This window comes from Streptomyces sp. NPDC002888 (assembly GCF_042888465.1).
Lineage (GTDB): Bacteria > Actinomycetota > Actinomycetes > Streptomycetales > Streptomycetaceae > Streptomyces.
This window is the reverse complement of record NZ_JBIAPU010000019.1, coordinates 53,717-68,223: the sequence shown is the minus strand read 5'-3', so window position 1 is coordinate 68,223 and position 14,507 is coordinate 53,717. Positions and strand designations below refer to the sequence as shown.

General features: G+C 71.1%; 11 protein-coding genes. 7 read left to right on the top strand and 4 right to left on the bottom strand.

Annotation, left to right across the window (positions count from 1 at the left end):
• Positions 1-61: 61 nt before the first annotated feature.
• A complete protein-coding gene (locus ACFYWX_RS28805) occupies positions 62-1,153 on the top strand; it encodes a lytic polysaccharide monooxygenase (RefSeq protein WP_389427026.1) in 1,092 nt (363 codons plus the stop codon).
• A gap of 93 nt (positions 1,154-1,246) precedes the next feature.
• On the opposite strand, the gene ACFYWX_RS28800 is transcribed toward ACFYWX_RS28805, so the two are convergent.
• Positions 1,247-2,236, bottom strand: a complete 990-nt coding sequence (locus ACFYWX_RS28800) for an acetylxylan esterase (protein ID WP_389427025.1) — start codon at positions 2,234-2,236, stop codon at positions 1,247-1,249.
• 221 nt (positions 2,237-2,457) lie between these two features.
• Between ACFYWX_RS28800 and ACFYWX_RS28795 the strand changes: the two genes are divergently transcribed.
• The 6 genes from ACFYWX_RS28795 to ACFYWX_RS28770 are packed head-to-tail and all read left to right on the top strand — an operon-like array spanning position 2,458 to position 10,205.
• Positions 2,458-3,438 carry an ABC transporter permease gene (locus ACFYWX_RS28795; RefSeq protein WP_389427024.1) on the top strand — a complete coding sequence of 327 codons (981 nt, stop codon included), beginning with the start codon at positions 2,458-2,460 and terminating at the stop codon, positions 3,436-3,438.
• Complete coding sequence (locus tag ACFYWX_RS28790) at positions 3,432-4,304, top strand: carbohydrate ABC transporter permease (protein ID WP_389427023.1); 873 nt, start codon at positions 3,432-3,434, stop codon at positions 4,302-4,304. The genes ACFYWX_RS28795 and ACFYWX_RS28790 overlap by 7 nt, the downstream gene beginning before the upstream one ends.
• 36 nt (positions 4,305-4,340) lie before the next feature.
• Entirely contained in the window at positions 4,341-5,996 is a 1,656-nt protein-coding gene (locus tag ACFYWX_RS28785; RefSeq protein WP_389427022.1) for an extracellular solute-binding protein, read from the top strand.
• Entirely contained in the window at positions 5,993-7,519 is a 1,527-nt protein-coding gene (locus ACFYWX_RS28780; protein ID WP_389427021.1) for a xylan 1,4-beta-xylosidase, read from the top strand. Before ACFYWX_RS28785 ends, ACFYWX_RS28780 begins: the two co-directional genes overlap by 4 nt.
• Positions 7,516-8,202 (top strand): hypothetical protein, encoded by a 687-nt coding sequence (locus ACFYWX_RS28775; protein WP_389427020.1) that lies wholly within the window; start codon positions 7,516-7,518, stop codon positions 8,200-8,202. Before ACFYWX_RS28780 ends, ACFYWX_RS28775 begins: the two co-directional genes overlap by 4 nt.
• Positions 8,199-10,205 (top strand): beta-galactosidase, encoded by a 2,007-nt coding sequence (locus tag ACFYWX_RS28770; RefSeq protein WP_389427019.1) that lies wholly within the window; start codon positions 8,199-8,201, stop codon positions 10,203-10,205. The genes ACFYWX_RS28775 and ACFYWX_RS28770 overlap by 4 nt, the downstream gene beginning before the upstream one ends.
• A gap of 30 nt (positions 10,206-10,235) precedes the next feature.
• On the opposite strand, the gene ACFYWX_RS28765 is transcribed toward ACFYWX_RS28770, so the two are convergent.
• The 3 genes from ACFYWX_RS28765 to ACFYWX_RS28755 form a co-directional block, all read right to left on the bottom strand.
• Entirely contained in the window at positions 10,236-11,516 is a 1,281-nt protein-coding gene (locus ACFYWX_RS28765; protein WP_389427166.1) for a VWA-like domain-containing protein, read from the bottom strand.
• Between the two features lie 131 nt (positions 11,517-11,647).
• Positions 11,648-12,871 carry an AAA family ATPase gene (locus ACFYWX_RS28760; RefSeq protein WP_389427018.1) on the bottom strand — a complete coding sequence of 408 codons (1,224 nt, stop codon included), beginning with the start codon at positions 12,869-12,871 and terminating at the stop codon, positions 11,648-11,650.
• A gap of 96 nt (positions 12,872-12,967) precedes the next feature.
• Positions 12,968-14,440 (bottom strand): hypothetical protein, encoded by a 1,473-nt coding sequence (locus ACFYWX_RS28755; RefSeq protein ID WP_389427017.1) that lies wholly within the window; start codon positions 14,438-14,440, stop codon positions 12,968-12,970.
• Between the last annotated feature and the right edge of the window lie 67 nt (positions 14,441-14,507).

Here is a 14,507-nt window from a genome sequence, read left to right as displayed (position 1 = left end):
TCACCCCCATCCGCACGTTCCTCCCGACCGCCGAGCGAAGGGACGTATCTCTGTCATGCCTATGGCAAGAACAACCGCAACTCCCCCCGGAATCCCGCGATTACCGCATCGCAGCTCCCGCGGTGCCCTGCTCCTCGTCCTGCTGGCCCTGCTCACCACGATCCCGGCCCTCGGGCTGATCGTCACGGCGGGCGGCAAGGCGGAGGCCCACGGCACCCCGATGAAGCCCGGCAGCCGCACCTTCCTGTGCTGGCAGGACGCCCTCACCGACACCGGCGAGATCAAGCCGGTCAACCAGGCCTGCAAAGCGGCGCAACAGGTCAGCGGGACCACGCCGTTCTACAACTGGTTCTCCGTGCTGCGCTCGGACGGCGGGGGCCGCACCCGCGGCTTCGTGCCGGACGGCGAGCTGTGCAGTGGCGGCAACACCAACTTCACGGGCTTCAACGCGGCCCGCGACGACTGGCCGCTCACCCACCTCACCTCGGGTGCGACGGTCGACTTCTCGTACAACGCCTGGGCCGCGCACCCGGGTTGGTTCTACGTGTACGTCACCAAGGACGGCTTCGACCCCAAGAAGACGCTCACCTGGAACGACATGGAGGCCCAGCCCTTCCTGAGCGTCGACCACCCGCCGCTCAACGGCAGCCCGGGCACGGTCGAGGCCAACTACGCCTGGACGGGCAAGCTGCCCGCGAACAAGTCGGGGCGGCACATCATCTACATGGTGTGGCAGCGCTCCGACAGCCAGGAGACGTTCTACTCCTGCTCCGACATCGTCTTCGACGGCGGCAACGGCGAGGTGACCGGGATCCACGACCCGGGCAACCCCCCGACCGAGCCTCCGCCCGGCGCCTGCACCGCCACCCGCAAGACGACCGGCAGCTGGAACGGCGGCTACCAGTCCGAGGTGACCGTCACCAACTCGGGCACCGTCCCGATGCTCGGCTGGATGGTCAACTGGACGCTGCCCAGCGGCCAGAAGGTCGACAGCCTGTGGAGCGGCAGCGCGACGTACACAGGTCAGGACGTGATGGTTCACAACGCCGGCTGGAACGGGTCGTTGGATCCAGGGAAGAGTACGACCTTCGGTTACGTGGTCACCGGCTCCGGCGGTGATCCGGCCACGAGCCTGCCCTGTCGGGTCGGTTAGCGCGTTCGACCGTTCGGCCGTTCGGAGCGGGTCCGGTGGGCAGGAGTCGTATGCCCACCGGGCCCGTGATCGTTTTCCGTTCTCGCGTCGCCTTCAGCTCTCGAACACCTCACGCAGCCAGCTCAGTTGGCGCCGGACCTGGAACGCGTCACCGCCCTCGTGGCCGTTGTAGGGGTAGGCGTGGATCTCCTTGCCCGGGGTCGTGGCGGTCAGTTCGCCGTAGCGGTTGAAGGCCGCGTACGCCCCGCTCGGCGGGCAGACCGTGTCGCGCAGACCGACGCCGAAGTGGGCCGGGGCGTGGGCGCGGCGGGCGAAGGAGATGCCCTCCAGGTAGGACAGGGTGCGGTGGGCGGCCTGTTCGGCGCCGCGGTGGACGGAGAGGTACGCGGCGATCTCGCCGTAGGGGCCCGCGTCGGTGAGGTCCAGGGCACGCCGGATGCCGCACAGCAGCGGGGCGGTGACGACGGCGGCGGCCAGGTCGGGGACCAGTCCGGCGACGGCCAGGGCGAGTCCGCCGCCCTGGCTGTTGCCGACGGCGGCGGTGCGTGAGGCGTCGACGGCGGGCAGGACACGGGCCGCGGCGACCGCGCGCACCGCGTCCGTGATGAGCCGCCGGTAGTGGTGGTCGTGCGGGGAGAGCAGGCCCCGTGCGGCCGGGCCGGGTCCGCCGGGCGCGCAGGCGTGCGGGTCGGGGGTGTCGCCGCCGTTGCCGTACTGGTCACCCTGACCGCGGTTGTCCATCAGCAGATGCGCGTACCCGGCGTTCACCCAGGTCAGCCGCTCGTGCGGGAGGCCGCGGCCGCGCCCGTAGCCGGCGTACTCGACGACCGCCGGGAGCGGCTCGCGCACTCCGGCCGGCCGGCTGAACCAGGCGCGCACCGGGTCACCGGCGAAGCCGCGGAACGTGACGTCCCAACTGTCCGTCAGGCGCAGGCCGTTCTCCACCGGCCGCACCGACACCAACGGCTCCGGCTGGGCGGCCTCCTTCAGGGTGGCGTGCCAGAACTCCTCGAAGTCCGGGGGCTCCTGGAGGTCGGGCCGGTGGTCTTCCAGCTCCCTCAACGGCAGGTCGAACGCGGGCACGGTACCTCGCAGGAGTCGGTCGGAATGCGGAAACTTGCGACGGAAAAAGGAACTCACCGGGTGTCATACCCAGTCGCTTGCGTATCCCAACGCCCCACCGGCGCCTCAAGAGATCCCCGCAACACCCATTGACAGCGGTTTCTGGGTGCCCTTAAGTTGCCGCGAAGTTACCGGTAAGAGCTCGAAAGTTTCGGTTCATCCGTCCTCCGGGAGGCCCGAGCATGAGCACCACCACATCAGCTCCACCCCCCGGCACCCAGGGTCCACCCCGGACGAAGCCGGAACCCCGCCCCGCGGTCCACCGCGGCCGACGGCGCCCTCTGCGCCGGGACTGGCAGCTGTACTCACTGGCCGTCCTGCCGCTGCTGTTCTTCCTGGTCTTCCGCTATCTGCCGATGATCGGCAACGTGATCGCCTTCCGGCGCTTCGAGCCGGGCGGCTCGATGTTCGGCGAGCAGTGGGTGGGCCTGCGCTATGTGCGCATGTTCCTCAGCGACCCGACCTTCTGGCAGGTGTTCCGCAACACCCTGTGGCTCGGCGGGCTCACGCTCGTCTTCTGCTTCCCGATCCCGATCGTGCTCGCGCTGCTGCTGAACGAGGTGCGCCGGCACTCCCTGAAACGGTTCGTGCAGTCGGTGTCGTACCTGCCGCACTTCCTGTCGATCGTGATCGTCGCCGGCATCACGATGCAGATACTCGCCACGGACGGCCCGGTCAACCACGCCCTCGGCTGGTTCGGCCACGATCCGATCCGCTTCATCCAGGAACCGGAGTGGTTCCGCACGATCTACGTCGGTTCCGAGGTCTGGCAGACCGCCGGCTGGGGCACGATCCTCTACCTCGCCGCGCTCACCACGATCGACGAGGACCTGTACGAGGCCGCGCGCATCGACGGCGCCAACCGCTGGCAGCAGATCTGGCACGTCACCCTGCCCGGCATCCGCCCCACCATGATCACGCTGCTGATCCTCAACATCGGCACGTTCATGGCGGTCGGCTTCGAGAAGGTGCTGCTGCTGTACAACCCGCTGACCTATCCGACCGCCGATGTGATCTCGACGTACGTCTACCGGGCCGGTGTGGAGTCGAACAGCTTCAGCTACGCCGCCGCCATCGGCCTGTTCGAGGCGGTCATCGGGCTGGTGCTGATCACCTCCGCCAACCAGCTCTCGCGCCGCACAGTGGGGACCAGCCTGTGGTGAAGCCGAGCCGTTCGTACCGGGTCTTCCAGGGCGTCAACGGGGTGGTCCTCTCTCTCGTCGTCATCGTGACCCTGTACCCCTTTCTCAACATCGTCGCGCGGTCCTTCAGCGGTGAGCGCCAGATCCGGGCCGGTGAAGTGACGCTGTGGCCCAAGGGGTTCAACCTCACCACGTACAAGATCGTGTTCCAGGACTCCATGTTCTGGCGGAACTACGGCAACACCGTGCTGTACACGGTCGTGTCGACGGCCGTGGCCATGGTTCTGACGACCTGTTACGCCTACGTCCTGTCGAAGAGGCACCTCAGGGGCCGCACCACGCTCATCGGCATCGCGGTCTTCACCATGTTCTTCACCGGCGGTCTGATCCCCAACTACGTGCTGATCACCAGCCTCGGCCTGAAGAACAGCGTCTGGGCGATCGCGCTGCCCAACGCGATCAGTGTCTTCAACCTGCTGGTGATGAAGGCCTTCTTCGAAAGCCTGCCGACCGAACTGGAGGAGGCCGCGCAGATCGACGGACTGAGCACCTACGGCGTCCTCCTCAGGATCGTGCTGCCGCTGTCCAAGGCGGTCGTCGCGACGATGGTGCTCTTCTACTCGGTGTCCTTCTGGAACTCCTGGTTCAGCGCCTTCCTCTACATGGACAGCACGGACCTGATGCCGGTCACTGTCTATCTGCGCAACCTCATCGCGGGCGCCACCGGCGGCGGCAACGCCGGAGCCACCACCGAGCAGCTCAGCCAGGTGGGCGCGAGCATCCAGGCGGTCACCATCGTCCTCACCGCCCTGCCGATCCTCTGCGTGTACCCGTTCGTCCAGCGCTACTTCGTCTCGGGCGTGATGCTCGGCGCGGTCAAGGGCTGACGGCCCTCATCTCACCTACGGAACAAAGGAGTCTCCGTGAAGAACGCGGGAGAGCTGTCGCGGCGTCAGATCCTGGCCGCCGCCGGCTTCATAGGCCTGGCCACTCTCACCGGGTGCGGCAGTGGTGACGACGGCGGGGACGGCAAGGACCTGTCGAAGAAGCAGAACGGCGCGATGAAGGAGTACCGGGCCGGGCAGCGGTTCAAGGCCGCGAAGCCGCTGTCCTTCTCGATGCTCCACAACGACAACCCGGTCTACCCCCTCAAGAGCAGCTGGCTGTTCTGGAAGGAGGTCACCCAGCGCACCGGGATCACCCTGAAGCCGCTCGACGTCCCGCTGGCGGACTACGAGAAGAAGCGCAGCGTCCTCATCGGCGCGGGTGACGCCCCCTTCCTGATCCCCAAGACGTACCACCCCGCCGAGGTCGCGTTCGTGTCGTCCGGCGCGATCCTCCCGGTCAGTGAGTACGTGCACCTGATGCCCAACTTCCAGGCCAAGGTCAAGAAATGGAGACTGGAGCCCGAGCTCGACTCCATCCGCCAGTCCGACGGCAAGTACTACCTGCTGCCCGGCCTGCACGAGAGGCCCAAGTCCGGCTACTCGCTGTCCTTCCGCACCGACATCCTCGGCAAGCACGGCCTTACCCTGCCGACCACCTGGGACGAGGTGTACGACGTCCTCAAGGCGCTCAAGGCGGAGTACCCCGACAAGTACCCCTGGACCGACCGCTGGAGCACCAACACCCCCTTCCCGTGCGGCGCGTTGTTCGGCTACCTCGGCCAGGCGTACGGCGTGAAGGCGGGCTGGAATTACGACAACATCAGCTTCGACACCAAGGCCCAGAAGTTCGTCTTCACCGCCGCGACCGACAGCTACCGCCAGATGGTCGAGTTCATGAGGAAACTCGTCGCCGAGAAGCTGCTGGACCCGGAGAGCTTCACGCAGCAGGACGACCAGGCCGTGCAGAAGCTGCTGGGCGAGAAGTCCTATGTGATCAGTGCCAATCCGCAGGAGCTGGTGCAGAACTACCGCTACAACCTGAACAAGCAGGTCAAGGGCGCCACGATCGAGATGATCCCGGTGCCCCTCGGGCCGGCCGGCCCGATCCTGCTGAGCGGAATCCGGCTGGAGAACGGCGTCATGATCTCCAGCAAGGCCCTCAAGAGCGACACCTTCGTCGCGATGATGCAGTTCGTGGACTGGCTCTGGTACTCGGACGAGGGCCAGGAGCTCTGCAAGTGGGGCGTCAAGGGCGTCACGTACACCGAGTCCGGTGACACCTACCAACTGAAGCCCGGCATCAGCCTGATGGGCTCCGATCCGGACGCCCCGAAGGACCTCCAGAAGGACTTCGGCTTCTTCAACGGTGTCTTCACCTACGGCGGCAGCTGGAAGCTGGTCTCCTCCTCCTTCGGCCCGGACGAGAAGAAGTTCCAGGACGTCATGTCCCAGCGTAAGGAACTGCCCGTCGACCCGGCCCACCCGCTCCAGTCCTTCGAGCAGGAGCAGGCGACGCTCTGGGACACCCCGCTGAAGGACTACGCCATCCAGAACACGCTCAAGTTCGTCCTCGGCAAGCGCCCGGTCTCCGAATGGGACGCCTACGTCACCGAGTTGAAGTCGAAGAACATGCAGCAGCTCGTCGACCTGCACAACAAGGCGTACGAGCGGTTCAAGAAGGAGAACGGGTGATCCGCGTCCCCGCCGCCGCGACCGGCCGGCTCTCCGACGCCTGGCGCCACTGCGTCGGCACCGGCCGCATCGAACTCGCCCTGCGCCGCGACTACCAGGACTCCCTCGCCCTGCTCCAGCGCGAGATCGGCTTCCGGCACATCCGCGGCCACGGCCTGCTCAGCGACGGCATGGGCGTGCACCGCCCCTACGAGTGGGAGGGCGCCCGGCACGTCCACCACGCCTTCACCTACGTCGACCAGGTCGTCGACGCCTACCTCGGCCTCGGCATCCGCCCCTTCCTCGAACTCGGCTTCATGCCCGACGGGTTGGCCTCCGGCGACCAGACGATCTTCTGGTGGCGGGGCAACGTCACCCCGCCCCGCTCCCACAAGGAGTGGGCCGCCCTCGTCCGCGCCACCCTCGTCCACCTCGTCGACCGCTACGGCCTCGACGAGGTTCGCACCTGGCCCATCGAGGTGTGGAACGAACCCAACCTGCCCGACTTCTGGCAGGGCGCGGACGAGGCGGCGTACCACCGGCTGTACGAGGTGACCGCGCACGCCGTGAAGGAGGTGGACGCGGGCCTCCAGGTGGGCGGCCCGGCGATTTCACCCGGCGCCGACGAGTGGCTGGTCCGCTTCGCCGAGTTCGCCGAACTCCGCGACGTCCCCGTCGACTTCGTCTCCCGCCACGCCTACAGCTCAGGGCCCGCCCAGCACGTCCCCTTCGGCGTCCACCAGACCCTCGCACCGGCCGAGAGCCTCCTAGACCAGTTCGCCACGCCGAGACGGCAGCTCAAGGGCACGAAATTCGCCGAACTACCCGTCCACATCACCGAGTTCAACTCCTCCTACCGCCCCGACAACCCGGTTCACGACACGGCCTTCCACGCGGCCTACCTCGCCCCGGTCGTCGCGGGCGGCGCCGAGCACGCCGACTCCTTCTCGTACTGGACGTTCAGCGACATGTTCGAGGAGGTCGGCATTCCCACCGCCCTCTTCCACGGCGGCTTCGGCCTGCTCACCCACCGGCAGGTGCGCAAGCCGACGTACCACCTGTACGCGTTCATGGCCCGGATGGGCTCCGAACTGCTCGCCCGCGGCGGCGACCACCTGGTCACCCGGCACGGCGACGGCCGGGTGACCGTCCTCGCCTGGGCGCCCGCCGACCCCGCCGACCCCACGGACCGCCACACCCTGCGCCTCTCCGTCCCGGTCGGCACCCGGCCGCGCGGCGAGGCCTTCGTGCGCCGGTCCACCGTGGACGAGGAGCACGGCAACGCGTACACCGCCTGGCGCCGCATGGGCAGCCCACGCTCACCCAAGCCCGGCCAGCTCACCGTCCTGCACGAGGCGTCCGAGCCCGCCCGCACCCACCGGCGGCTCCCCCTGGAGGACGGCCGCGCCGACCTGCACCTCACCCTGGCCCGCCACGAGATCACCCTCGTGGAGCTGTCCCCGGTCGAGGACGAGACCCCGCCCTGGTGGGACGAACGCCGGTTGCTGGGCGCCGAGCCGGGGCCGGAGGAGGCAGCGTCATGAGCAGCACCGTCCGTACGACCGACTTCGGCACCGGAACCCTCTCCCGCGCCGCCGCCCTCCTGCACACCCTCCTCGTCACCGAGCTCCTGCTCCTGGCAACCGCCGCCCCCGGCCTGGCCGGCCTGCTCTTCCTCGGCACGGACCCGGCCAACCTGCCGCTCGCCGCGGCCTGCCTGCTGCCGCTGGGCCCGGCCCTTTCCGCCGCGGTCTACGCCCTCCACCACCGCAGCCGCGACCTCACCGAACTCCACCCGGCCCGTGTCTACCTGCGCGGCTGGCGGCTCAACGCCGTGCCCGCCCTGAAGCTGTGGACGCCACTCCTCGCGTGGCTGACCGTCATCGCGTTCACCCTCACCCACTTCGCCGCCACCGGCCTGCCGGGCTGGTGGGCGGTGCTCCTCGCGGCCATCGGCTTCGCCGCCCTCCTCTGGGGCGCGCACGCGCTCGTCCTCACCTCCCTGTTCGCCTTCCGTACTCGTGACACCGCCCGCCTGGCCGGGTACTTCCTGATCCGGCACGGCCGCGCCACCCTCGCCGCGGCCTCCCTGCTCGTCCTGACCGGCGGCCTGACCGCGCTGCTGACCGAGGCCCTGCCCGCCCTGCTCGCGGCCCCGCTGCTGCTCTCCCTGCTGCACGCCGGCCGCCCGGTGATCGCCGAGACCCAGAAGGACTTCACCGTATGACCCCCAAGATCTCTTACGGCGGCGACTACAACCCCGAGCAGTGGCCCGAGGAGGTGTGGGACGAGGACCACCGCCTGTTCACCGACGCCGGCATCGACACCCTCACCGTCGGTGTCTTCTCCTGGTCGCTCACCCAACCCGACGAGGACACCTACGACTTCACCGTCCTGGATCGCATCCTGGAGCGCGCGGCCGCCGAGGGCCGGGGCGTCTGCCTCGCCACCGGCACCGCCGCGCTCCCGCCCTGGCTCGCCAAGAAGTACCCCGAGGTCAACCGCACCGACTTCGAGGGCCGCCGCCACCGCTACGGCCAGCGGCACAACTTCTGCCCCAGCTCACCCGCCTACCGCCGCCTCGCCACCGAGCTGGCCGGACGCCTCGCCGAACGGTACGCCGAACACCCGGCGTTGCTCGCCTGGCACATCAACAACGAGTACGGCGGCGCCTGTTACTGCGACCTGTGCGCCGAGGCCTTCCGCGGCTGGCTGCGCGAACGGCACGGCACCCTGGACGCCCTCAACGACGCCTGGTGGACCACCTTCTGGTCGCACCGCTACACCGACTTCGACCAGATCGAACCGCCGAGCGCGCTCACCGAGCACTGGCGCGGCCCCGACCACACCGCCTTCCAGGGCATCACCCTCGACTACCAGCGCTTCATGACCGACGCCCTGCTCGGCTGCTTCACCGCCGAGAAGGAGGCCATCCGCGCCCACGACCAGGGCACCCCCGTCACCACCAACTTCATGGGCGCCTACCGCCCGCTCGACTACCACCGCTGGGCGCCCCACCTCGACTTCGCCTCCTGGGACAGCTACCCGCCACTCGACGCCCCGCCCACCCGTCCGGCCCTCGGCCACGACCTGATGCGCGGCCTGAAGGACGGCGCCCCCTTCTGGCTCATGGAGCAGACCCCGTCCACCACCGCCTGCCGCGACGTGAACCCCCTCAGGCGCCCCGGCGAACTCCGCCTCGCCACCTGGCAGGCCGTCGCCCATGGAGCCGACGCCGCCCTCTACTTCCAGATGCGGGCCTCACGCGGCGCCTGCGAGAAGTACCACGGCGCGGTCATCGGTCACGCCGACCGCGACGACACCCGCGTCTTCCGCGAAGTCGCCGCCCTGGGACGGGAGCTGTCCGACTTCGGCGACGCCTCGCTCGGCGCCCGCACCCCGTCCCGTACCGCGCTGCTCTTCGACTGGGACAGCTGGTGGGCGCTGGAGATCTCCGACGGGCCCTCCCGGCTGGTCCGCTACCAGGACGTGGTGCACGCCTACTACCGGGCCGCCCGCGAGGCCGGCGCGGACGTGGACGTCGTCCCGGTCACCGTCGACCTCACCCCGTACGACGTGGTCCTCGCCCCCGTGCTGCATCTGGTCAAGGGTGACCTCGCCGAGCGTCTGGAGGCGGTGGCCCGGCGCGGCGGCAGCGTCCTGGCCACCTTCCTCACCGCCCGCTCCGACGAACACGACCGCGCCTTCCTGGCCGACGTGCCCGGACCGCTGGCCCCGCTGCTGGGCATCCGCGTCGACGAGTGGGACGCCCGGCCGGAGGACGTCGTACAGCCCGTACAACTGGGGGAGTTCACAACCGAAGCACGGCTCGTCTTCGAGATCGTGCAGCCGCGCGGCGCCGAGCCGGTCGGCACGTACGGCGCCGACTTCTACGCGGGCACCCCCGCCGTCACCCGGAACGCCTTCGGCGCGGGGGAGGGCTGGTACGTGGCCACCGCCCTCGACCAGCCCGGCGTCGACCACGTCGTACGGCGTGTCCTCGCCCGGCACGACCTGATCGGCCCGTACGCCGACCACACCGCCGTCGAGACCGCGAACCGCGTCGCCCCCGACGGCACCCGTCTGCTGTTCCTCCTCAACCACGCGGCCGCCCCGGTCCACCTGACCGCGCACACCACCGCCACCGACCTGCTCACCGGCAAGCGGGTCGAGCGGGGCGAGCCCTTGTCCCTCGATCCGCTGGGGGTGGCGGTCCTGCGCGTCGAGTAGACCGTCGCGTCGGCCCGCCCACCGGCCGGGTCAGCCGATGGTGACGACACGTGCCCAGGCCGGCGGTGTGTCGGGGACGTAGTCCGGGTTCCGCTCGTTCACCCGGGCGGGACGGGAGAAGAGGCCGACGACGGTACGGCAGGGCGGCTGTGCGGAGGGCCATGGTGTCTGGCCGTCCGTCAGGGCGACGATCACGTCCGGGCGGGGCCGTGAGCGGAGGGCACGGGCGAAACCGGAGCGCAGATCCGTCCCCCCGCCGCCGATCAGTGCGATGTCCTCGGCGCGGCAGAGCGGGGCGGCGACGTCGGCCGCCGCGTCACAGGCGATCACCGAGACCAGATCACGGCGCCCCCCCACCGCCCGCGCGATCGCCGCCACCTCCAGCAGCGCGCTGCCCAGCTCCGCGTCGCTCACCGACCCGGAGGTGTCGATCACGACGCAGACCCGGGGCGGGGTACGGCGCAGACTCGGCAGCAGCACCCCGGGGAGGGCGGCCGAGCGCCGGGACGGACGCCGGTGGCTGTGGTCCTCGCCCACCCCCGGCGCACTCGCCGCGGACCGTACCGCCGCCCCCAGCAGCTGCCGCCACGGCTGCGGCGGATGAAAGGCCTCGTCCGCCCATCGCCGCCACCCGTCCGGGGCGTCACCCGGCCGCCCCTTGATCCCCTCGGCGACCCGGAAGCGCACCGCGTCCCGCTGCTGCCTGGTCAGCCCGTGGGCCCCGTCGGGTCCCAGCTCCCACGGCCGCTCCTGCCCGTCGGCCCCGCTGCCGCAGTCCAGCCAGGCCAGGTCGGCGGCGAGCCCGGACAGCGACGCCCTGCGCAGGTACTCCTCCATCAGCAGACCGTCGGGCAGCCCCAGCAGCGACGGAAGCAGCGCCCCGGCGGGCCGGGGCAGGCCATCGCCGTAGATGTCGTCGTTGATCTCGAAGTCGGCGGCGATGTTCCGCCGCAGCCTCCCCCAGCCGTCGGCCCGGGGGACCCCCGTCTCGCTTCTCCCCCAGCCTTCGGCCGGGGGGACCCCCATCTCGCTTCGCGAGCCCGGCCCGTGCTCCTCGTTCTCGCGCGCGTAGCGCTCGCCCCGCCCGTGGTGGTCCCGGAGCAGATGGGAGACCTCGTGCACCCAGACGCCCGCCAGCTCCTCCACCGGAGTCCGCGCCACGAAACCGGGGGAGACGTAGCAGCGCCAGTACGCGTCGACCGCCATCGTCGGCACCGACCGGTCCTCGACCACGTGCAGCGCGAAGAGCGCGTCGGAGAGGTAAGGGCGGACCTTGACCGCGTGCAGCCGGGCGGCCAGCAACTTCTGCATGTCCAGGGGGAGTCCGGGGACGCCGTCCGGCCCGCCCGCGCCGGCCGGTGGCGTCGGCAGCGTGGCCCGCACCGGGCGCGGCGGCGGAGGCGGGGACATCGGCCGCGGCAACGGCCGCTTCACGGACCCCGTCATCGGCGCGCACCCTGGACCTGTCCGGCCGCGGCCCGCTCCACCGACCGGTCCGCGCGGCCGGCGATCCCGACGACCGCGGCCAGCCGGTCCACCGCCTCCGGCACCTCCCAGTCGTCGCGCCGCAGCGAGGCCAGCGCCTTGGCCGGGGCGACCAGCAGGTCCGGGGCACCGGTCTCCAGCGCACGGACCAGCACCGCCCAGCCCGCCTCCCACCGGTCCCGTTCCGGCCGCGCCCCGACGGCGGCCACCACCGCCTCCAGCGCGGCCTGCCGCAGATCGCCCCGCACCGGCAGCTCGGCGGATGCCGGATCGGACAGGAGCGACTCCGGGTCCGGCAGGTCCATCCGGTCGAGATGGGCGAGGAGTTCGAGCCCCGGCCCGTCTCCCACCGCGCCCCGCACCAGCAGCGCCAGCACCTCCCGGGAGACGGCGGCCGCGGTGCCGAACGCCAGCAGGGTCAACGCGCTCTCCCAGCTCCGGGGCGAGGGCCAGGCTCCGCCGCGCCGTGTCTCGGTGCTCGGCAGCCGGTGGATCAGCGTCGGCCGCGCCTTCAGGAAGCCGCAGACCACGCGCCGGGCGAAGGCCACCGCCTCCGGCAGCAGCTCCGGCCGGAGGCGGGGCAGCTCGGCCCGCGGCCAGACCCCGCCCAGCCCCCGTACCACCACGTCCTGGTCGTGCACCCAGTACAGGTGCACGAACCGGTTGGCCAGCGGCGGGCTCAGTTCCCACCCGTCCGCCGCCGACGCACGCGGATTGGCGGCGGCCACGATCCGTACCCCCGGCGGCAGTTGCAGCGCACCGACCCTCCGCTCCAGCACCACCCGGAGCAGCGCGGCCTGGACGGCCGGGGTGGCGGTGGAGAGTTCGTCCAGGAAGAGCAGCCCCCGCCCCGCCCGGACGAGCTCCACGGCCCACTGCGGGGGTGCCATCGGCACGCCCCGCACCGCCGGGTCGTCGCCCACGATGGGCAGTCCCGAGAAGTCGGTCGGCTCGTGGACGCTCGCGATCACGGTCGTCAGCGGCAGGTCGAGGGATGCGGCGAGCTGCGTCAGCGCCGCGGTCTTGCCGATGCCCGGCTCGCCCCAGAGGAGCACGGGCAGGTCCGCCGCCACGGCCAGGGTGAGCGCTTCGAGCTGGTCGTCGGGGCGCGGTTCGGTGGTGGTGGTCCGAAGGAGTGTCAGGAGGGAATCGGAAAGGGCGAGTTGGGTGCTGGAAGTCATGGCGTATCACCTGGGTGGCATAAGGGGGACGGGACAGCCCGGCCCGGATGGGGTGGGTGCGTGTGGCGAGGAATGCGCGGGGCCTCTGAGGCGCGGTCAGCGGGCCAGACCTGTACGGGGCCGGCCCCGGCTGCTCCGCTTGAGGCGCATCTCGGGAGGCGTACGGCGGTCGATCCGGGGACGGTGGTCCGGCTCCGTCCGCCCCGCGCCCGCGGCGTCACCGCCCGCTGCCGCGCCGGCAGCGGGGTGCGTGGTGACCAGCCCCGAACGGAAGAGTCCGTGGTCGATACGGCGGGCCGCGGCCGACTCCAGTTCCTCCCGGAGCGGCCCGTCACGCAGGACCGCGGCCGGACCGAGCAGCCCTTCGACCACGGCCAGCGCCCCGGCGACGTCACCGTGGCCGAGCCGCTCCCTGACCGCCGGAAGCGCCTCCGGGTTGCGGTGCGCCGCGTCGATCGCCCGCAGGCAGGGCAGACCCGGCCCGCCGAGCGCCACCAGCAACTCCTCCCGGCGCAGCTGGGCCGGGTCGTGGTCGATCGCGGTGAGCACCCCGTCCCGCAGCGCGATCCGATGGACCTCGCCCCGGCACTCCACCCGGTGCGGATCACCCGGCCCGGCGACGGGCCCGGCCGCGAGTGTCGAACCGTACGCCGCCACCGAGCCGTACGCCGCCACCGAGCCGTACGCCGCCACCGAGCCGCACGCGGTCAACGCGGCGGCGACGAGCGGATGCAGTCGATCGGGCGCGACCAGCCCGGCCCGCAGCAGCTCCAGATCCGGAAGGACCCGGGCCGCCGCCTCCGGCAGCACCGGAAGCGCGGCGACCTCCTGCGGCGGCAGCACCTCCCGCAGCGGCCGGAACGTCGGGGCATGGCTGTCGTCGGGGGCGACGAGTTCGAGCACGGCACGGCTGCGCCCACCGAGCCGCACGGTGAAGGCCCCGCGAGGACGGCCCTCGGCCCGCAGAAGCGCCTCCGCCTCGGCGGCCCAACGTGCCACGGCCCACGAGGAGTCGGAGCCCCCGTCGGATCGCCGCGCCAACTCGCCGCTCCGCCCGGAGTCCCAGAGGTGCCGGTGCAGATCGAGCCGGAAACGCCGGTCGGGATGCGGGTGGGGATGGTGCTCGGGGTACCCGGGGGCGCGCTTCCCGGACTCCTGCCACAGCGACAGGGACATCCGCTGTCCGGCGTCCGCCCAGGCCGGCGGTGTCCGTACCACCAGATGCAGCGGGCCGGCACCGGAACGCCGGTAACGGGCCAGGGAGAGGGTGAGACCGGGCCGGAGCCGCCCGTCGGGGGCGATCCGGGGCATGTGCCAGCGGAGCAGATCCGGCGCCAGCCGGCGCAGATCCGCACGGAGCCGGGTGGCGAGGTCGGTGCCGTGGCGGTCGCGCACGGCGCGCAGATCGAGATCGACGTCGATCCGGGCGGCGGCGCAGGCTCCCGCCCAGTCACCGGTCGCACGCCGCGCGGTCGCGGTCTCGATCATGGACAGTGGCACGGCGTACTCGCGCACGCGCTGCCACATCAACAGGTGGGTCGGAATCCCGTTCGCGAAGTGATGTGCCATCAGCACTCACCTTGCGCGGACGATTCCCCCAATCCGAGCGAGGAGAAGTTCATCATCGGCGGCATCA